11 protein-coding genes and 2 pseudogenes are annotated in these 21,909 nt (G+C 50.4%); 9 read left to right on the top strand and 4 right to left on the bottom strand.

What is annotated here, in order from left to right; all coding sequences use genetic code 11:
- Window positions 1–44: 44 nt before the first annotated feature.
- Window positions 45–3,095, bottom strand: coding sequence for a SusC/RagA family TonB-linked outer membrane protein (locus DWZ67_RS13195; protein ID WP_229077940.1), 3,051 nt, complete (start codon window positions 3,093–3,095; stop codon window positions 45–47).
- A gap of 215 nt (window positions 3,096–3,310) precedes the next feature.
- On the opposite strand from DWZ67_RS13195, the gene DWZ67_RS13190 reads away from it, so the two are divergent.
- Together DWZ67_RS13190 and DWZ67_RS13185 are read left to right on the top strand one after the other, a co-directional pair.
- Window positions 3,311–4,726: a calcineurin-like phosphoesterase C-terminal domain-containing protein gene (locus DWZ67_RS13190; RefSeq protein WP_005833924.1), complete on the top strand. Its 1,416-nt coding sequence runs from the start codon at window positions 3,311–3,313 to the stop codon at window positions 4,724–4,726.
- Window positions 4,727–4,832: 106 nt separating this feature from the next.
- Window positions 4,833–5,456 carry an HD domain-containing protein gene (locus DWZ67_RS13185; protein WP_087332814.1) on the top strand — a complete coding sequence of 208 codons (624 nt, stop codon included), beginning with the start codon at window positions 4,833–4,835 and terminating at the stop codon, window positions 5,454–5,456.
- Between the two features lie 270 nt (window positions 5,457–5,726).
- Here the strand turns inward: DWZ67_RS13185 and DWZ67_RS13180 are convergent, their stop codons facing one another.
- Entirely contained in the window at window positions 5,727–7,343 is a 1,617-nt protein-coding gene (locus tag DWZ67_RS13180) for a family 43 glycosylhydrolase (RefSeq protein ID WP_120139035.1), read from the bottom strand.
- A 338-nt stretch (window positions 7,344–7,681) separates the two neighbouring features.
- Here DWZ67_RS13180 and ychF point away from each other — a divergent pair, with 338 nt between their 5' ends.
- The 7 genes and pseudogenes from ychF (at window position 7,682) to DWZ67_RS13145 (ending at window position 16,888) form a co-directional block, all read left to right on the top strand.
- Window positions 7,682–8,785, top strand: a complete 1,104-nt coding sequence (gene ychF, locus DWZ67_RS13175; RefSeq protein ID WP_008662190.1) for a redox-regulated ATPase YchF — start codon at window positions 7,682–7,684, stop codon at window positions 8,783–8,785.
- Between the two features lie 180 nt (window positions 8,786–8,965).
- A pseudogene (locus DWZ67_RS13170) lies at window positions 8,966–9,615 on the top strand (virulence RhuM family protein); the annotation flags it as partial.
- 45 nt (window positions 9,616–9,660) lie between these two features.
- A complete protein-coding gene (locus DWZ67_RS13165; RefSeq protein WP_016272153.1) occupies window positions 9,661–10,605 on the top strand; it encodes a ketopantoate reductase family protein in 945 nt (314 codons plus the stop codon).
- A 73-nt stretch (window positions 10,606–10,678) separates the two neighbouring features.
- Window positions 10,679–11,245 (top strand): annotated as a pseudogene (locus DWZ67_RS13160) (ORF6N domain-containing protein).
- Between the two features lie 87 nt (window positions 11,246–11,332).
- A complete protein-coding gene (gene lgt / locus DWZ67_RS13155; protein WP_005824861.1) occupies window positions 11,333–12,238 on the top strand; it encodes a prolipoprotein diacylglyceryl transferase in 906 nt (301 codons plus the stop codon).
- A gap of 101 nt (window positions 12,239–12,339) precedes the next feature.
- The gene (locus DWZ67_RS13150; RefSeq protein WP_120139033.1) at window positions 12,340–14,676 is read left to right on the top strand and encodes an alpha-xylosidase; all 2,337 of its coding nucleotides are present in this window, start codon (window positions 12,340–12,342) and stop codon (window positions 14,674–14,676) included.
- Between the two features lie 34 nt (window positions 14,677–14,710).
- Window positions 14,711–16,888 carry a glycoside hydrolase family 3 C-terminal domain-containing protein gene (locus tag DWZ67_RS13145; RefSeq protein ID WP_120139031.1) on the top strand — a complete coding sequence of 726 codons (2,178 nt, stop codon included), beginning with the start codon at window positions 14,711–14,713 and terminating at the stop codon, window positions 16,886–16,888.
- Between the two features lie 117 nt (window positions 16,889–17,005).
- On the opposite strand, the gene DWZ67_RS13140 is transcribed toward DWZ67_RS13145, so the two are convergent.
- Window positions 17,006–19,633, bottom strand: a complete 2,628-nt coding sequence (locus tag DWZ67_RS13140) for a glycoside hydrolase family 78 protein (protein ID WP_120139029.1) — start codon at window positions 19,631–19,633, stop codon at window positions 17,006–17,008.
- Between the two features lie 15 nt (window positions 19,634–19,648).
- A complete protein-coding gene (locus DWZ67_RS13135; RefSeq protein ID WP_120139027.1) occupies window positions 19,649–21,799 on the bottom strand; it encodes a GH92 family glycosyl hydrolase in 2,151 nt (716 codons plus the stop codon).
- Window positions 21,800–21,909 lie beyond the last annotated feature (110 nt).

The raw sequence follows: 21,909 nt of genomic DNA, 5'->3' as shown, positions 1-21,909 counted from the left end.
TTTTATGTCTTCTTGAATACAGACGGTTTCCCTATTCCGACTAATCAGAATTTGATGTCAACGCCAAAAGTGAAGGCTTTCGTCTGGGGATAATTGTTTGCCGCACCCAGAGATACCCCATCTGTTGCTGATGCGTTATAGTTGACTTCGGGGTCATAGCCATCCCAAAAGTCAGTAAAAGTCAAGAGATTCTCAGCATTGGCATAAATGTAGGCAGACTTCAGTCCGATGGCTTTCATCCATTTGGAGGGCAGGTCGTAACCCAGCTGCAGGTTCTTCAGACGCAGGTAAGCGGCACTCTTCATCCAGAAGGATGATGTATAGGTGTTGTTACTGCTCTTATAGGAGAGGCGAGGCGTGGATGCATCATGATTCTGCTCCGTCCAATAGTCAAGGTGTTCCTTGCGGTAGGTTCCTCCCTGATAGCAAGGCATCACGTAGTAGGAATTGAGATAACCGTCGGCCTTGCCAACTCCTTGCAAGAAAGCCGAAAGACGAATTCCTTTGTATCCTACTCCTAAATTAAAGCTATAACTATAGCGTGGAACTGTACTTCCGATAATCGTCTTGTCATCTGTAGTAATTTTGTTGTCTCCGCTGACATTCCGGTATTTCAGGTCACCGGGATATACGGTTGTACCGAATTGGGGACAGTTGGCATTGATTTCGTCCGCTTCTTCTTGTGAATTGATGAAACCGTCGCATATCAATCCGTAAATGGAGTTAATGGAAGACCCCTCTTGGTTACGAATATCACCGCTTGTGCTGCTTGTGCCCCGCATGTCGGTGATGGTGTTTTTCACGTCGCTCAGCGTAAGGGCGGCATCCAGCGAAAAGTCCCTCGTCAGCTTCTTGCTGTAGCCTACGCTTAGCTCCCATCCCTGGTTTCTTACCTTGCCGGCATTCTGGAAGGGAGCACCCATACCAATGTGGTTGGGGATGTCCAGCTTCATCAGGATACCATCCGTTATCTTCCTATACCAGTCGGCAGTGATGTTGATACAGCCGAACAGTGAAAGATCTATGCCTAAGTCAGTCATGGTAGAAGTCTCCCATGTAAGGTCCCTATTGGAGAGCGAGGTAACAGCAGAGGTCGTGTAAAGATTACCTCCCATAGATATAGAGCCCGTAGAGAGTTGCTGAGTAGTGGGATAATAGGAACTTCCGATATTCTGGTTGCCCAGTTTGCCCCAAGAGGCACGTAATTTCAGATTATCCACTCTATCGCGTATAGATTCCATAAAGGGTTCCTCGCTGATGCGCCATGCTGCAGAGAATGAAGGGAACACGCCATATCGGTTACCCTCTGCAAATCTGGAAGAACCGTCGGTACGGATATTGGCCTCCACAAGGTAGCGTTCCTTGTAGTTGTAATTCAAGCGGCCAAAGAAGGAGTTGATGGCCCATTGGTACTCCCCTCCTCCATTGTTCATGTTCTCAATGTTACCGGCATCAATTTGGTCATATTGAGGGAAGTTGAATACTTGACGATAGGCAGAAAGAGTCTTTTCTGTATAGGTCTGACACTCCATACCTGCCATTACTTTGAAGTAGTGGTCATCCAGCTGTTTCTCATAGTTGGTCAGTGCCTGTGTGTTCCAGTAGAAGTAACGGTAGGCCGATTCTGTAAGCGAGTTGTAGGTTTCGCCGCTCTTGAAGCTGGTAGTACCTTCCGGGTCACCATACGTGGTGACAGAATTCTTATAGTTATGGTTATTCTTGGTGATATAACGTGGAGTGGCTTGAACTGACACATTCCATCCATCGAGAATCTTATAGGTCAGAGCCATCGCCATGGTAGCACGGATAACATTGTTTTTCACAATACCGCCTTCACGCAACAACAGCACGGGGTTATTGCCCATCAGACCATTTGCCCCATTATAAAGACCAGTAGTAAATTGATTGACAATGTTCGGGGTTCGGGTGTTCATATAATTGAAGGCATGTCCTTCGTAGGGAGAACTATTTTTATTGGCATTGCTTACTTGTATGTCAAACTTCATGTCCAGACGGTCGCTAAGCTTGATGTCCATATTGTTGCGTACAGAGATTTTACGGTAAGAGGAATTGACCACTATACCCGTCTGGTCCAGATACCCTATAGAAGTAAGTGTCTTGATACGTTCTGATGAAGAAGTCAGAGTAAGCGTATGCCCATGGTTGAATCCGTTTTCTGTAAGAATCAAGTCCTGCCAGTCTGTATTAGGATAGATGTCCGGGTCAGTAGCCATGCCAGCCACATATTCCCTTATATATTCATCACTATAGGGCAGGTCGGATCCGTCGTTACCTGCTGCCACATTTTCCAATTGCATATATTCCAATGCATCCACTTTTTGAGGAAGCATCGTTGCGCCTTGGAATCCAAAATATCCTTTATAGGATATGCTGAACTTGTCTTGACTGCCACCCCGTTTGGTAGTCACCAGAATGACACCATTAGCAGCACGTGAACCATAGATGGATGCAGATGCAGCATCTTTCAAGACGGACACTGACTCGATGATGTTAGGATCCACTTCATCTATGGTTCCTTCTACGCCATCGACCAACACCAACGGGGCGGCACTATCACCACCGAAGGTTCCGATACCACGTATACGTATATGACCGCCATTGCCGCCTGGCTCACCGCTCTGTGTAGTGACAGTTACACCTGCAGCCATGCCTTGCAGAGCCGAAGATACGTTTGATACTCGACGGTTTGCAAGCTTCTCGCTGTTAAGCGAAGAAACCGAGCCTGACAGATTAACCTTCTTGTTAGTGCTATAACCTACCACTACCACGTCGTTAAGCAATTGTGAGTCTTCATCCAGTACCACATGAATGAAGTTCTCCCCTGCAGTCTTCAGCTTGAGGGTACGGAAGCCGATGTAGGATACGATGAGTTCCGCGTCTTCGATGGTTTCAAAATTGAAGTTGCCGTCCACATCGGTAATGGTTTTCTCGGGAGAATGGGTCACTTGAATTGTAGCACCGGGAAGTGGATTATTGAACCGGTCCACCACTTTACCTTTGACGGGTTTCAGTGAAGCTGCGACTACATTCAACGAAACAAGCAGCCCACAGACACACACAAAGGATTTAATCATTCTTGTTTTCATTAGTTTCTATGATGATTTTAATTTCGGCTGCAAAAGAATGGATGCTGTATTACAGACTTGTGTCACTTCTGTGATTTTGATATGACACCGGATGAGAGCCCGACATATGTAACTTGAACGTAACCCCATAGAAACGACGAAGTAATTTCACTCACCTATTTTTGCTCTCAATTCAAACAACAAATAATTGAAAGAGAAAAGCAATGAACAAAAAGAACATTTTTTACGCCGCATTGCTGCTTATGGCAATAGGGGCAGAAGCTAAAGAGATTAAAGGCAAAGTCATGGCCGACGGCAAGGGGCTGGCCAAAGTTGTAGTAACCGATGGCACCGCATTCGCTCTTACCAGTGAAGACGGAAGCTATATGATTGATGCTGATGAGAAGGCCCACTTTATCTATGTAGTGACACCTTCAGGCTATATGGCTCCTTGCAACGGGGGTACTCCCGTCTTCTATAAGACTCTGAACGAGAACAGCCACGATTTCCAGCTCCATCGCTGGGGAACAGTAGGAGGCAAATACGCCATGATGGCAGCAGCCGATACACAACCGCGCGGAGAGAACGCATTCCATCGGCTTGAAACGGAAGCTTTCCCCGACCTCAAGCAAGTGGGCTTTGAATATATGAGCCAGAATATTCCTGCTTTCGCCATCTTCTTGGGCGACATCTTATGGGATAACCTGGAAATGTTTCCCCACATCAAGCAAGAGATAGCAAAGATCCAAATTCCCATCTATCCGGTTATCGGCAACCACGACCACGACAAGGAGGTGAGCGACGATGATGCCAGTGCACATCTTTATCGGCATTTCTTTGGACCCACTTACTATGCGTTCAATGCTGGAAAAGACTATTATATCGTTTTGGACAATATCCTTTATAAAGGAAACAAGAAGTATGAGGTGGGGCTCAATGATCAGCAGCTCAATTGGGTGAAGAGCTATCTGCAGTACGTCCCCAAAGGGGCTCATCTGTTTGTTTGCATGCATGCTCCGGCATACTTCTATAACGAGAACTACAAGTTGGGACGCGTAGCCGAGTTACTCGACCTTTTCGAGGGTTATAAGGTAGATATTCTCAGTGGTCACACCCATGTACAATGCAACACACAAATCAGAAACAACATTCGTGAGTACAATATCGCCTCCATCGGAGGCGCGTGGTGGTTATGGGACGGCATCTATAGCAAAGACGGTACCCCTATTGGCTACCAAGTATTCGAATCCGGCAAGAACGGAATTGCAAATTATTTCAAGTCATTAGGACATGACCGTGACTATCAGTTCCGTTACTATCCCGTGGGTACAGTACCCGGCCATGAAGACGAACTCTGCGTCAAGGTATGGAATTGGGATAACCGCTGGAAAGTGGAATACTACGAAGACGGGAAGTTGAAAGGCGAAATGAAGCAGTATAAAGGCATGGATCCTGATTATGATTTCTTCCTGCAGCGCAAAGCTGTCACAGAGGGAAAGGATATGAAGGAACGTGGTCGCCAAGCTAACAAGAATGCTTATTTCTTTTTCTCTACAAAACCGAGCGATAAAGCAAAGAAAATAAAAATCGTGGTGACTGACGCCAACGGGAAAAGCTACGAGCAGTCTTTGGAACATTAAGTAAACAGACAGATAGTAATCGGTACCTGATTATGAGCCATTCCCTGCTCCTCGTTATTCAGCTATCGGTTATTATTCGTACCTTTACCCGAAAAAGGAATGCCACATGATACCCAAGCCCCTCATTACCTACATCGAGACAGCAATCATCCCCCGTTACAAGGAGTTTGACAAGGCACACAACCTCTCACACGTCCGCACCGTCATCGAAGAAAGCCTTGCCCTCGCCCGGCAATATCCCGAAGCGGACGAACGCCTGGCATACGTCATTGCCGCTTACCATGACACGGGACTATGCCGCGACCGCGCCACCCACCACCTTGTCTCCGGCGAGATACTGATGGTAGACGACACCCTGCGGCAATGGTTCTCCGACACGGAAATCCTCCTCATGAAAGAAGCCGTAGAGGACCACCGGGCCTCTACAGACCACGAACCTCGTAGCATCTACGGCAAGATTGTTGCCGAAGCGGACCGTATCATCGACCCGGACATCACCCTGCGCCGCACCGTGCAGTACGGATTGAAACAGAATCCTGCCGCCGACAAGGAGTGGCACTACCAGCGGTTCCATCAGCATCTCATGGCAAAATATGCACCCGGCGGTTATCTGAAGCTCTGGTTTCCCGAGGGCAAGAATGCGGAACAGCTGAAGAAGCTCCAAGCCATTATCGCAGACGAAGGACAGCTGCGGCAAGTTTTCAACCGAATATTCGAGGAGGAAAAGTAATAGCGGTATCAATGAAGCATATGCCCCATTTCATTTCCGACTATGGAAACGGTTTGTTTCCTATAATGGAACAGAGTGTTCTCTATAAGGAAACAAAGTGTTTCCTATAACGGAACAAATCGTTTTATCCCGTCGAAACAAGTCGTTTCATACAAGAGAAACAATCTGTTCCGACTGGGTGTAACAAAGTGTTCAGTGCTGTGAACTAATACAATAGCTCTATTTAGAAGGTCTTACAAGATAAGTATCCGCCTCCATAAGTATAAAGACTTATGGGCGTGCCAACATGAGGAAATCATAAAACTCACAGATGGACTGGCCTTCGGTCTCTGATTCGAAGACAAAGAAGAGCGGCTGCTTTCCCTTATGCAGCTTTGCCGGAATAGAGAGCGAAGCATAGAACTCCCTGCAAGTGCTGCCAGCCTTCACATTCACAAGTCCTATCTCTACACCGCCTTTTGTTGTCCAAGGGCTACCCAGCATGATGCGGATGCGTCCGTCGGTATCTTCAGCCTTCAACCTTAACTGCATCTGCAAAGACTTATCTCGCGGAACGGCATTCATATTCAGGTATTTATATCCTACAATCGACCCACTTGTGTTATTCACCACCGGAGCGAACGGGATTTTGTGGTTGTTATCGCCGGCATAGGGATTATTATCCCGGTACACAGGCCGGATATAAGACCCCGTATACACATAATGGGGATAGACCTCTTTGATTCCTCCGGGATTGGTGTGCCAACAAGCCAGCCCGGCCGAGATGCGCTGCATAGGATTGAGCCCTTCAAGAAGGAAACCTTCAGAGTTGAACTCTCCGCGTGAAATCACGACTTTCCCGCCTTTTCCTTTTTCCACCTTTACATCAATGGCCGACACCATAGCTTGGCGTGCATAGCAATCGGTACCTATCTGGCGATGATAGAACACGTACCATTGCTCACCTATCTTGCAGATACTGCCATGCGTATTTCCACCGGGCATAGCCGAAGCTATCACATTGCCTTTTTCATCATATTCGCGCGCCCGCGCATCGATGATTGTCCCACCATAGGTCCACGGGCCCAAGGGATGCTCGCTGTAGGCATAGGCCAACGTATAGTTGCTGGCGTTTGGCAGGCCATCTTCACCCTCAGCGGTAGTACGGCTATAGATAAACACATACTTATCCTCAATCTTGCGGATGGAGGATGCCTCAAAGAAGCGGAATATACCTTCCTGCCGATAGCCTGAAATCATGTTCTCCACCACTTCGGTACCCGGCTTTACCGTGCACATGGTAGCAGGGTCCAACTCCGCGCCATGCGAAATGCCAAATCCCCAATAACCATACACACGTCCATCATCATCGACAAACACTGCGGGGTCGAATCCCAAACAACCGAAAGTCTCGCGAGGACGCTCCTTATGCCAGTTGCATACCGTAAACGGGCCATCGGGACGGTCGCTTTTGGCAATCATGGAATTGCGTCCACCACCTTGATTATTCGGAAAGAGGTAGTAAGTTTTCTTACCATCGGCATCGGTAGTTACTGTCACGTCAGGGGCAAAAAGCACGTCGTCGGTTCCATCAGCATTCAGTTTATACAGTTCGGGCGACTCATTGACTTTAAATATCACGCCGTCATATCTCCAACGGGTCAGGTCCTCTACGGGTGCCGACCACACCACCTGGTCACGTCCGCAATACATCCACTTGAGATTGTCGTGCGAACCATAAATATAGACACGGTACTTGCCGGGACAGTCAGGATCCTCAAACACATAGGGCTCACCATCAGGAATAAATTCCCAAAGCGGCAGATAAGGATTCTGTGCAGATAATGTAAAAGACAAGCTGATGAGACATGATAAAATCATCAGAATTTTTCTTACTTTGTTTTTCATAATCGCATTGATTTATAGAATGATACTTAAATTATAATTGCGACAAAACTATCAATTTATCGTTTCATCGTCATGCTTTTAATGCAAATTAACACGTTCAATACGAATTTCTAAATACGTAAATATCGTTCCGGTGACTCTCCCATGTCCTCCCTTCTTCGTTGGTATATGCAAAAATCAGCTATTTTTCAGTAAGTTTGCACTATCTTTACTTAAAAAAGCGAAGATAGGCTGCACCTCAGCATAAAAAATGAACGAGTTCATTTTATTCTGCATTCGGTTTGCACTATCTTTGCATCCAATTAACTGAACAATAACTAAAAAAACAAGATAACACTATGGCATTAAAAGCTGGTATCGTGGGCCTTCCCAACGTAGGAAAATCCACTCTTTTCAACTGCTTGAGCAGCGCAAAGGCACAAGCGGCAAACTTCCCGTTCTGTACAATCGACGCCCAAATGGGACAAGTGTCCGTACCCGACGAACGACTGACGAAGCTCGCCGAGCTGGTTCACCCGGGGCGTATCGTACCCGCCGTGTGCGACATCGTCGACATTGCCGGACTGGTGAAGGGCGCCAGCAAAGGTGAAGGACTCGGCAACCAGTTCTTGGGCAACATCCGCGAGTGCGACGCCATCATCCACGTGCTGCGCTGCTTCGACAACGGCAACATCGTCCACGTGGACGGCTCGGTGAACCCCGTACGCGACAAGGAAATCATCGACACAGAGCTGCAACTGAAGGACCTCGACACGGTGGAAAACCGCATCAAGCGTGTAGAGAAGATTGCCAAAGTGGGTGGCGACAAGGCGGCAAAGATAGAGTACGAACTCCTGCTCCGCTACAAGGATGCCCTGGAACAAGGACAAAGCGCCCGCACCGTCATTCCGCAGAACGACGACGAGGAACAATGCGCCAAGCAGATGTTCCTGCTTACTACCAAGCCTGTGCTCTACGTCTGCAACGTGGATGACGTCAGTGCCGCCAGCGGCAACCAGTACGTAGAGCAGGTGCGTGAAGCCATCAAGGGCGAGGATGCGGAACTCATCATCATCTCCGCCCAGACCGAGGCCGACATCGCCGAACTGGAGACATACGAAGAAAAGCAGATGTTCCTCGAAGACCTGGGACTGAAAGAAAGCGGCTGCAACCGTTTGATTAAAGCTATCTACAGCCTGCTGAACCTCGAAACCTTCATCACTGCCGGAGAGATGGAAGTAAAAGCATGGACCTATCGCAAGGGCTGGAAGGCTCCACAATGCGCCGGCGTTATCCATACGGATTTTGAAAAGGGATTCATCCGGGCAGAGGTCATCAAGTATGAGGATTATATCAAGTATGGCAGCGAAGCCGCTGTGCGCGAAGCCGGAAAGCTGGGCGTGGAAGGCAAGGAGTATGTGGTGCAGGATGGGGACATTATGCACTTCCGGTTCAATGTGTAACGTACATAAAGAATTGCCGATTGAAACCGATCAGCGTATATTGATAGTCAAATTCCCCATGTAACAAACCTCAGACGACTAAGGGTTGAAAGTACAATTGAGTAGGATGCAAACTTGTAAGAAACACTTACAAGTTTGCATAAGAAAGCAGTAAAGAATCAGAAAAGTCCAATAAAAACCATGGAAGATAAAAGCGAAATAATACTCTATCAACCAGAAGAAACTTTCAAGCTCGAAGTCCGATTAGAAAGCGACACAGTTTGGCTGAAACAACAACAGATGGCAGAACTCTTTCAGACAAGTAAGCAAAATATAAGTTTGCATACCAATAACGTATTCAAAGAAAAGGAACTACAGGAAATTTCAACTGTCAAGTATTCCTTGACAGTTCAGCAAGAAGGTAACCGTAAAGTAAAACGTAATATAGCATATTACAATCTTGACGTTATTATATCTGTAGGCTACCGGGTAAAGTCTCAAAGAGGTACTGACTTCAGAATATGGGCAACAAAAGTCCTCAAAGAATATCTCCTCAAAGGCTACGCCGTCAACCAACGCATGGAGCAATTGGAACAACGTGTTGCAAAGACAGAAGAAAAGATAGATTTCTTTGTCCGCACCCCCTGCCCCCGGCAGAAGGCATCTTCTTTGAAGGGCAGATATTCGATGCCTACGTCTTTACCACCAATCTGATAAAATCAGCCCGAAAGACAATTATTCTCATTGATAACTACGTAGACGAGAATACCCTCCTGATGCTCAGCAAACGTAACGAAGGAATGAAAACCACCCTATATACCGCCAAACTCAACAAACAATTGCAACTGGAATAAAGAAAATTACGTTCAATAACATTAACCATACACACTACAGTTATGACAACCCATCCTCTGAAATACCTCATCGCCGGTACTGGCGGCGTAGGCGGAAGCATCGCCGCCTTCCTCGCACTTGCCGGCAAAGACGTCACCTGCATTGCCCGTGGCGAACACCTTGCCGCCATACGCGAAAACGGCCTGCAACTGCACTCCGACCTGAAAGGTGAATATGCACTGAGAGTACCCGCCTATACGGCAGAAGAATACACTGCTCTCGTATCAACATCTGCGGACTACAAGGCAGATGTCATCTTCGTCTGCGTCAAAGGCTATTCCGTAGACTCCATTACGGAACTCATCAAAAGCGCCGCACACGAACATACGGTAGTCATCCCTATTCTGAATGTCTACGGCACCGGCCCCCGCATCCAGCGTCTGGTCCCCGGCGTCACGGTGCTCGACGGCTGCATCTACATCGTAGGCTTTGTATCGGGACGGGGAGAAATCACGCAGATGGGAAAGATTTTCCGCCTCGTCTATGGGGCACACCGCAGCACGATTGTTTCCCGTGAAACATTGGAAGCCGTGCAACGTGATTTGCAGGAGAGCGGCATCAAAGCCGACATCTCCGACGACATCGACCGGGACACATTCGTCAAGTGGTCGTTCATCTCCGCTATGGCAGTCACCGGAGCCTACTATGACGTGCCTATGGGCGAAGTACAGAAACCGGGCGAGGTGCGCAACACCTTCATCGGACTGTCCCAAGAAAGTGCAGCCCTGGGCAGGAAACTGGGCATAGCCTTCAAGGAAGACATTGTGGAGTACAACCTCAAAGTAATAGACAAACTCGCCCCCGAAAGCACCGCCTCCATGCAGAAAGATATGGCAAAAGGACATCAGAGCGAAGTACAAGGCTTGCTTTTCGACATGATTACAGCTGCAGAGGAGCAAGGAATTGAGGTGCCGACGTATAGGATGGTGGCGGAGAAGTTCAAATAAACCGCCACAAATCGTAACCTCCCCAATATACAAATGACTTTCAGAATAGTAAATAGACTAATCATAGGTAATGATGGAATTAACAATCATTGTACAACAAAAAATATATGAACTAAGAGGACAAAGAGTGATGCTTGATTTCGCTCTGGCTGCACTTTATTAAGTCACCACCGGCAATCTAAACAAAGCTGTCAAAAGAAACATAAAAAGATTCCCATCGGACTTCATGTTTCAACTGACCAAAGAGGAATTTGAGAAAATGAAATCAGACTTGATATTCCAAAATGGAACATCAAGTTGGGGAGGAACCCGTAAACTCCCCTATGCTTTCACCGAACAAGGGCTTGCCATGCTCTCCGGAGTGCTGAACAGCGACACCGCCATCGAAGTCAACATCGCCATCATGCGTGCCTTCGTAGCCGTCCGCCAACTGATAACCACTTCTCCCGCCAACTGCCTTGACAGCCTGGAACAAGAAGTACAAAACCTCAAAGCCTATATCGAAGAAGTCTTCACCGACCTGAACGACATCAACGAAGACACTCGTATCCAGCTCGAACTCATCAACCGGACTCTTGCTGAAATGCAATCTTCCAAACGGCAGTCCGACAAGCCCCGTAACAAGATAGGCTTCAAATAAACCGTCACAAAGAATCACCCAATAAGATATTTTCATACCTTTGTCCCGGACAACCCCGTAATTCGGTAATTTAATTCTTCAATAAATATGTTATCATTACTCACCATCAACTGGAATCCCGACCCCGAACTGTTCAAGTTCTTCGGCATATCCATCCGCTACTACGGACTGTTATGGATTATCGGTCTTGCTCTTGCCTACTTCATCGTGCAACGCCAGTATAGCGACCGCAGAATAGACGAAAAGAAATTCGAACCTCTCTTCTTCTATTGCTTCTTCGGCATACTGATAGGCGCACGACTGGGCCACTGCATATTCTACGACTGGGCCTACTACCAGGACCATTTCCTCGAGATGATTCTCCCCATAAAAATCCTGCCGGACGGCAGTTGGAAGATGACGGGCTACACCGGCCTTGCCAGCCACGGCGGCACGCTGGGCCTGATTATCGCCCTTTGGATGTACTGCCGCAAGACGAAGATGCACTACATGGACGTGCTCGACATGATAGCTGTTGCCACTCCCATCACCGCCTGCTGCATCCGCCTTGCCAACCTGATGAACTCCGAAATCATCGGCAAACCGACCGACATGCCCTGGGCATTCATCTTTGAACGGGAAGACATGCTGCCCCGCCATCCGGCACAGCTCTACGAAGCCATCGCCTACTTCATCTTCTTCTTAGGGATGGTCTGGCTATACAAACGCGGACAGAAAAAACAAGAAACCAAGCTCGAAACAGACTTCAGCACCACCAAGCGGAAATCAACCGCCGTGCAAGCCGAGGCTTCCCTACCCTATCACCGCGGTTTCTTCTTCGGCCTCTGCCTGACGGAAATCTTCCTCTTCCGTTTCTTCATCGAGTTCCTGAAAGAAAACCAGGTGAACTTTGAAGACAGCATGTCGCTGAACATGGGCCAATGGCTCAGCATCCCATTTGTCATTATCGGGGTGTATTTTATGTGTTTCTACGGAAAGAAAGCTTCCAAATAAACATTTAGGCCCCACATAAGCAACATACCTGCCCCTTTCATCTGTGTGGATTTCTCTACTTTTACGGCATCGAAACAGTAACCGTAAATCATATATTTATCATGAAAGAGAGACAACTGATGAAAGGGGCAGCTTTTATGCTGCTGGCAGCAACTGCCACCCTGCCCGCGCCTGCCCAACTGAAAACAAATGCCGGCGTGCAATACCTGCTTTCCCAGTCGAAAGACATGAGCCAGGATTTTCTGGACCTCAGCAACACCTACTTCTTTGCCGACAGCCTGGTATCGTTCGACACCTCTACCGGTAAAGGGACTGTCCAATGGAAACGCCAGCAACTGATGCCTCGCCAGGCATTCAATGCAAACACCTACCTGCACCAGCCCCTCCAGTCGCTGGACTTCCCGGAGACCGCCTACGACAACAACCCGCAACTGACGTTCACCGTCGAACCGGTCAGCGAACGTACCCTCCGCATCCGTATGCTCACCTCGCCCATCGTACCGAAAGAAGATGCCGATGACCCCATGCTCATAGGAAAGCCCGCCGACGGACGCTCCTTCTGGAAAGCCGAGAAAACGGACAAAGGTACGCTGTACACCTCCCGATACGGCAGCCTGCTCATCCAGAACTATCCCTGGCGCCTGGTACTGAAAGATGCCGACGGACGCCTGCTGACACAGACCCGTTGCTGGAGCGACAACGACTCCACGCAGGTCAAGGTACCTCCATTCAGCTTCATCAAGCGCGGCTCGGACAACTCACGCAGCATCAATCCCGTATTCAGCCTCGCGCCGAACGAGAAAATCTACGGTTGCGGCGAGTCTGCCACCGCACTGAACAAGGCCGGACAGAAGGTCAACCTCTTTGTCACCGACCCGCAGGGCCCCGAAACCCCGGACATGTACAAGCCTATCCCCTTCTTCTTCAGTAACCGCGGCTATGGCATGTTCATGTACACTTCCGCCCCCGTGACCTGCGACTTCGGCTGTTCCTACATCGGAGCCACCAAACTCTTCATGGCAGACGAAGCGATGGACATCTTCCTCTTCCTGGGTTCGCCGAAGGAGATGCTGAGCGAATACACCGCACTGGTAGGACGGCCCGAAATGCCCCCCTTGTGGAGCTTCGGCACCTGGATGAGCCGCATCACCTACTTCAGCGAAGCAGAGGGCCGCGATGTAGCCCGGAAACTGCGTGAGAACAAGATACCGAGCGACGTCATCCACTTCGATACCGGTTGGTTCGGCGTGGACTGGCAATGCGACTACGCCTTTGCCGCCGACCGCTTCGACAATCCCCGGCAGATGCTCACCGACCTGAGGTCGCAAGGCTTCCGCACCTGCCTCTGGCAACTCCCCTACTTCACCCCGAAAAACAAGTTCTTCCCCGAGCTGGTGGAACGCGGTCTGTACGTACGCAACGGCAAGGGACAGCTCCCCTACGAGGACGTGGTGCTGGACTTCACCAACCCCGAAACCGTACAGTGGTATCAAGAGAAGCTCGGCAACCTGATTGAAATGGGTGTAGGTGCCATCAAAGTAGACTTCGGCGAAGGCGCTCCGCTGGATGCCATCTATGCCAACGGCCGTAGCGGACTGTACGAACACAACCTCTATCCCCTGCGCTACAACAAGACCGTGGCCGAGGTAATCAAGAAGATACACGGCGAAAACATTATCTGGGCACGTTCCGCATGGGCAGGCTCACAGCGCTATCCATTGCACTGGGGCGGTGATGCCGCCACTACCGAAACCGGTTTCGAGGGAACCATCCGCAGCGGCCTCTCCATCGGACTGAGCGGATTCTGCTTCTGGAGCAACGACATAGGCGGCTTCGTGACCCAAAGCCCCGAAAGCCTCTACCGCCGCTGGTTGCCCTTCGGCTTCCTCACCAGCCACAGCCGCGTGCACGGAGCACCTCCCACCGAGCCGTGGTACTACGGGAAAGAGTTCACAGACTACTTCCGCCGTTGCGCCGAACTGAAGTACAAACTGATGCCCTACGTATATGCACAATCCAAAGAGTGCACCGAGAACGGCTGGCCGATGCTCCGCGCACTGCTGCTGGAGTATCCCGACGACCCGGGCGCATGGCTGGTAGAGGACGAGTACATGTTCGGCTCCAATCTCCTCGTGGCCCCCATGCTCGAAGAGGGCAGCGGACGGGATGTCTACCTCCCCGGACGACAGAAGTGGATAGACTACCAGACCGGAAAGGTGTATGCTCCGGGATGGAACCATATCGAATGCGGCACCCTGCCCATCGTCATTCTTGTAAAGGACGGGTCAGCCATCCCCCATATCCCCGTGGCACAATGCACGGACCGGATGAAGTGGGACAAGATTACGTGGAAGAAGTATCTGGCAGACGAAAAGAAAGCCGAAGGGTTACTCTGCCTGCCGCAGGACGGACAGTTACAACGGATATCAATCCCATAACCGGTATATCAAACACATTAAACTCTAATACCCCATGCGAAACAAGTTATTGTTCCTCGCCTTGCCCCTGCTATTCGGCTTGCAGGCAAGCGCGCAACACACACAAGCCTTTCAAGATACCACGCTCAGTGACGAACAGCGCGTGGAACATCTTCTCTCCATCCTGACATTGGATGAAAAGATAAACCTTCTTTCCACCGACCTGGGTGTCCCCCGGTTCAACATTCCCCGTTGCGGCCACTATGAAGGACTGCACGGGCTGACCCTCGGCGGTCCTGCCATGTGGGGCGGACGCCAAAGAACGGAAGACGGGAAAGTAGTCCCCACAGACTGCCCCACCACCATATTCCCCCAATCCTACGGTCTGGGCTCCACATGGGACACCGACCTGGTGCGGAAAGTAGCGGAACAAGCCTCTGAAGAAGCCCGTTACTACATGCAGACCACCGGCAACAAGCGTCATGCCCTCGTGATGCGCGCTCCGAATGCCGACCTTGCCCGCGACCCGCGCTGGGGGCGTACCGAGGAGAGTTTCGGAGAAGATGCTTTCCTCACTGCCCAGCTTACCATTGCCAGCGTACGCGGCCTGCAAGGCAATCATCCCCGCTACTGGCGGACCGCCTCCCTGATGAAGCATTTCCTTGCCAACAGCAACGAGGACGGACGGGACAGCACTTCCTCCGACTTCGACACGCGGCTGTTCCACGAATACTATGCTTATCCTTTCTATAAAGGCATCACCGAGGGAGGCAGCCGCGCCTTCATGGCCGCCTACAACAGCTGGAACGGCATCCCCATGTCCATCCATCCCTGCCTCGAAGAGATTACCCGCAAGCAGTGGGGCAACAACGGCATCATCTGTACGGACGGCGGCGCCCTGAAACTGCTGATTGAAGCGCACAAGAGTTTTCCGAGCTTTGCGGAGGGTGCCGCTGCCGTAGTGAAAGCCACCACAGGACAGTTTCTCGACGCATACGTTCCCTACGTCAGGGAAGCGCTGGAAAAGGGATTGCTGACCGAAGCCGACATTGACAAAGCCATCCGCGGGAACATCTTCGTCGCCCTCAAGCTTGGCTTGCTCGACGGGGACAACTCCCGTAACCCTTATCTCTCCATCGGAAAGGACAGTACGCAGGCACCGCCTTTCATGACAGCAGAAGCCCGCAGGCTGGCACGGGAAGTCACCGCCAAGTCCGTGGTGTTATTGAAAAACAAGAACCTCCTGCCTCTCGATGCCGGAAAGCTGCGTAAAATAGCCGTTATAGGCCCGTATTCGAACAAAATCGTGCAAGACTGGTATAGTGGTACCCCACCTTACGAAACAACGATTCTGAGCGGCATACGCAATGCTGTGAAAGAAGGAACCGAAATCATCCACGCCGAAGACAACCGCATGGGCCAGGCGGAAAAGGCCGCCGCAGCCGCCGACATCGCCATTGTATGTGTAGGAAACCATCCTTACGGTACACGTGCGGACTGGAAGTTCTCTCCCGTCCCCAGTGACGGCCGCGAAGCCGTGGACCGCAAATCGCTGATGCTGCCCGATGAAGACTTGGTGAAGCTGGTGCTCAAGGCCAATCCCAATACCATACTGGTGCTCGTCAGCAGCTTCCCCTATACCATCAACTGGAGCCAAGAGCACGTACCTGCCATCGTCCACATCACTCACTGCAGCCAGGAGCAGGGCAACGGACTGGCCGATGTACTCTTCGGCAAGGTGAATCCCGCCGGACGTACCGTACAGACGTGGGTGAAAGACATCACCGACCTGCCCGACATGATGGACTACGACATCCGCAACGGACGCACGTATATGTACCACCAAGGCCCTGTGCTTTATCCTTTCGGCTATGGTCTGAGCTATTCCGATTTTGTATATGAGAAGATTGAATCCGTCAAACAGGACAAGAAGAACATCCGCGTGACGGTATCAGTGAAGAATGCCAGCGGACGCGACGGGGAAGAAGTCGTACAGCTCTATGCCAGCTATCCGGACTCCAAAGTGGAACGTCCCTCCAAGCAGTTGCGCGCCTTCAAGCGTATCCCCATCAAGGCCGGCGAAACCCGGGAAGTGACGCTCACCGTTCCCAAAGAGGAGCTCGGCTATTGGAACGAAGAAAAGCAGATGTTCGTTGTAGAACCCGGAACGGTGAAGCTGCTGATAGGGGCTTCATCGGAAGATATACGGTTGAAAGAAAACATCAGGTTATGAGAAGTCATCTCCCGCCAAGTTGGCAACGAGAATGAATAAGTGAAACAGATTGGGCGAGTTGTACCACAGTAACATGATACAACCCGCCCACTACATATCTGTAAACGAAACAAGAGGTTACTTCACAATAAACTCATGTCTGCCTGCCGTCAATTCCACTACCCGTTCTCCCTTGGTTTCATCAGGTAAGGTGAGCGTAGCGGTGCTGTTGGCAGGTACTGTCACTTCATAGCACACACGCTTTCCTTTCCATTCCCAACGGGAGATGATTTCACCGTAAGGCGACCGGTGACGGGCCTCAAACCGCTTCAATCCCTTCATGAAGTAAGGACGGAGCAAGATATTGCGAAAGCCCGGCTGCGCAGGGTCAGGGAAGATGCCGCCCAATCCCTTGTAAAACCAAGCGCCTATTTCACCGAACATCATGTGATTGTCCGAGATGTCGCGTGTGGCCTGCAAGTCCCAGTTTTCGAGCAACGTAGTGGCACCGTTCGCCACCCACCAGCCCCATGAGGGATAAGTGTCCTGCACCGCCACTTTATAGGCTGTCTCGGCATAGCCGTTCTCGCTGAGTGCATTCAGGATAGCCTTGGCACCCAATACGCCCACATCCAGATGGAAATCGCTCTCCTCTACCTTGCGGGCCAGGTTAGCGGCCACTTTTCCTATCAGCTCTTCGGGCACGATCTTCCACTGCAAGGGAACGCTCTGTTCGGTCTGCGAACCTCCGGCATAGATACCCGTCTCGCGGTTCAGGAACTTGTCGTTGACAGCCTGCTTTATCTCCTTCGCCAAAGCGTCATAATACTCGTAATCGGCTTGTTTGCCGAAAAGCTTGGCAGCAGCGGCCAAAATCTTGGTATCTACATAAAAGTAGACCGAAGAAGTAAGCTCTTTGTTGGAGTGCGACTTCACGGGAACCCAATCGCCGCGCCCCCACGTGGTGAGGTGATTGTTCGAGGTACGCTCCACATAGTCCACATAGCGCTTGATATTCTCGTAGCAATCGCTCAGGGGCTTGCTGTCACCATAGAAAAGATAGAGGTTCCAAGGGATGATGGCGATGGTACTGGTCCAGTCCAGTCCGTTGTCCGTGCCGTAGCCCCATCCACCGGTGGGAATAATATCGGGCAGCACTCCGTTGGGCTGCTGCTCGTCGCGGTGGTCGGCCAGCCATTTCTCGTAAACGGTGATTCCGTCGAAGTTATAGAGTGCCGCTTCAATGGCGAAATGCCCGTCACCGGTCCAACCATTCTTTTCACGTTGGGGACAGTCGGTGGGATAACCCATCAAGTTAGAGAGATAAGAATGGTTGGCGGCATGAAGCAGCTTGCCTATCAGTGGAGCCGAAGCTTCCAAGCTTCCCGCAGCAGGCACATCGCTGTGCATGAAGTAAGCAGTCAGGCTGTTCTGGTCAAGCTCAATGGGCTTATCAGCCACTACTTCTACGTAACGGAATCCCTTGTAATTGAAGCGGGGCATAAACTCGTCCTCCTCCCCACTCAGAATGAGGATATCTGTCTGGAAAGGGTCTTTCTCCTTATCGCCTCGGAAGTAGACATCAATGTTCGAGAGGTCGAGGCGACCGTCCGGATGTAAACGTTCGCCATGCTTGATTCTGACTTCTGTTCCCCGTTCACCCGAAAGGCGGATGCGAGTGACACCTGCCATGTTCTGTCCGAAATCGTAGATGTATGTCTTCCCGTCTACCTTGCGGAAAGAAACGGCAGGGAAGGTCTCCACATTACGGATAGGACGCGCCTGCTGGGCAGTAACATTGGACGAAGGGACACTGCGGTAGCCCACTCCGTGCCACTTAGAGTCGTCAAATTCCGGAGTACTCCAGCCTTTCTGCTCCAGACGTGCGTCGTAGTGCTCGCCGGTATAGATACTGTTGAAGGTTATCGCACCCGATGATGTCCGCCAACTGAGGTCGGTAGGAATAGTTTCTACACTTCCGTCGGCGTAGGTGATGCGCAAGTCCAGACAGAAAGCGGGACGGTTGCGCCAGGGGGCACGGTCGAAGTCCCACACAGCTTTGGACTGATGGTTGTACCATCCGTTGCCCAATAGCACGCCAATGGCGTTGTCGCCATTTCGTAATTGCGAAGTCACATCATAGACCACATACAGGTTGCGGCGGTCAAAGCGGGTATAAAGAGGGTCAAGACGGTGGTTCCCTATCTTCTCTCCGTTGATGTAGAGTTCATACAATCCGGCGGCGGCAATGTAGGCACGCGCCGACTTTATCTCTTTGCCTGCCTCGAATTTCTTACGGAAATAAGGTGCAGGCTCGTGATGAATATCCTTGCCATCGCCAATCCAAGCTCCCTGCCAATGCTGCATCCCCATCATACCCGTTTCAAAACAGGAGACGGGAGAAACAATTTCCTTATGTTCCATGTCACCGCAGATTACCTTCCAGTAATATTTAGTGAAAGGTCGCAGTCCCTTGCCTGCATAGGTCACAAGCAGATTACGGGAAGTGTTCCTGCCGCTATCCCACATCCTGCCGCAACCGTTGACCACGTTCAGCGAGTCCTCGTCTACTACAATCCGCCAGGAAGTCTGCACAGCTCCCTGCCTGCTGTCCTCCATCCGCCAGGAAAGGCGTGGGGTAGGATTGTCGACACCTATAGGACTGTCAAGATGCTCGCTCCTCAAATCTGTCAAGCAAACCGAAGTCTGCCCTTGAACGGCAATACAAGCAAGGAATGCAAATAAAATCAGTATGTTTCTTTTCATGGACTTATGGTTTATTTATTCCGTGGTAATCACCAGCTCCTTGCCCTCCTTTAGTTGGTCGTGGGTGATGAAGTAGCCGTCAATCTTTTTACCGTCGTAAGTGATGTCGGTAATCTTCTTGCCTGTTCCTTTCTTCACAATGGTGAAAGGACGACCATCCAGGTTGAACGTCACTTTATCGAATAAGGGAACGGTAACAATGTATTCCGGGTCGGCAGGCGAGTAGGTATAAAGACCGATGGCATTGAACACATACCAGGAAGACATTTCGCCGGCATCGTCCATGCCCGCGTACGCCAGCTTGTCGGCACCCATATCATAGTAGTGGTTCATCAGGCTATCGAGCACACACTGGGCCTTCTCCTGTTTGTCTATGAAATAATAGGTGTAGGGGATGCTGTGCCCCGGCTGATTTCCGTGGCAATAGTTCCCGATGAATCCGGTCAGGTTGTGGGCCTCGTAACCTCTCCACGGTTCGCTGAATAGGGAATCCAGTTTAGCATCCACCGCCTCTTTACTGGGATAGAGCTTAATCATGCCTTCGGGATCGTGGGGTGCGAAGAAGAGGGCGTTCCATGCGTTGGCCTCACGGTACATGTACTGGTAATAGGGATAATAGGGATCGAAATCCTGAATCCAGCTACCGTCGTCAATCTTACCTCTCCAAAAGCCGGTAGAGGGGTCGAATAGCGTCTTGTAGTTGTTGGAGCGTTCCATCATCAGTTTGTAGTTGGCTTCATCTCCCAGCTCCTTGGCTACCAAGGCTACGGCATAGTCATCGTAAGCATATTCCTGAGTCTTGGTTACGGCCCCCTTATACTCGTCCCACGTGGGCACGTTCACCGTGTCTTTTTCGGCAATCCAGCCTCTCTCCATATACTCGTCCAAATAGCGGCGGCCTCCTTTGCCGGGTACCGTGGCATTTTTCAGAATCAGCTTATAAGCGCGCTCCAAATCGAAGTCACGCAAACCGCGCAACCAAGAACCGGAGATGAAAGTGGAAGCATGATCACCGTGGAAGAAGGTGGGCATATAACCGTCGCGCTTCTCGCCTTTGTCAATAATGGACTTAATGATGTCGGTAGTCACTTCGGGAGAAACCATACCGATGAGTACCAGCTTGTTGCGGTAATCGTCCCAGAAAGAGGGATCGGTGTAGTAGTGGAAGCCGTTGTTCACCACCTCGCCGCGCACGTCGGTATATTCGTGATTCACGTCGCTGCGCAGAGCCGGCCACTTAAAGGCATGGAAGAAAGTAGAGTAAAACAGTCCTTTTTCACGTTCCGTACCGCCTGAAACTTGAATTTTGGAGAGGAGCGCCTCCCAAGCGGCATCAGCTTCCTCTGCCACCTGGGCAAAGCTCTTGTCTAACATTTCGGCCTTTAGGTTCATTTGGGCGTTCTCTACACTCACAAACGAGAAACCTGCTTTCACTTCCAAGGGTTCGGCACCTTTACTGCCGATAAAACGCACCACAGCCACTTCATGCTTGTCGTCTTTTACCATCTCCACTTGGGCTATTTTATAGTTGGTCTTAGCGTAGAAATATATTTTGCCGTCGCCATCCTGATAGCCCGTAAAGGTATTGTCGTCGGTCTTCTCAATCTTCCAATCGCGAACGTGATTGTTGGAACGGCGAATATCCACTAACAGTGACTTGTCATCTTCCTTGGCAAAGGTATATTTGTGGTAGGCACAACGCAAGGTGCTGGTCAGCTCGGCATTCACCTTATAGCGTTCCAGATAAACTTGGTAGTAACCCGGATGCGCGGACTCGTTCTCGTGACTGAACCCGGAGCAATAATCACTCGGAGCGATGGTCCCCACCACGGGCAACATGGGTACATGCAACAAGTTCCAATGTCCCTTAGCGGTGTGCGAGAAGCCATAAATCACTGTATCCTCGTATTGATAGCCCGCACCACTACGAAACTGGGTGACGGGGCTGAGCTGCACCATTGCATTGGGCAGAGTAGCGCCCGGATAAGTTTCCGCACCCCATGTGCGCGACTTTATTTTGCGTACATATCCCAAATCCTCAGGCTCCCACAAAGTGGCCGTGCCCAAGAAAGGATTGACATATTCGGTCAGTTTCTTTTGCGCACCGCCACAGCCCGTCAAAGCCATCAAGGCGAACAGCAGGAATAAATATCGGTTATGTTTCATCTTCTATGTTTATTTTATACATTATTGGAATCTCTTCTTTCAAGAAGAAAATTAAGGGAAAGGCTATTTAAAAAGAAATGTGCCGAAACCCAACAACCTGATTGAGTTTC

Source organism: Bacteroides sp. AF34-31BH, from assembly GCF_003602795.1.
Lineage (GTDB): Bacteria > Bacteroidota > Bacteroidia > Bacteroidales > Bacteroidaceae > Bacteroides > Bacteroides uniformis.
This window is presented reverse-complemented; position numbering and strand designations above follow the sequence as displayed.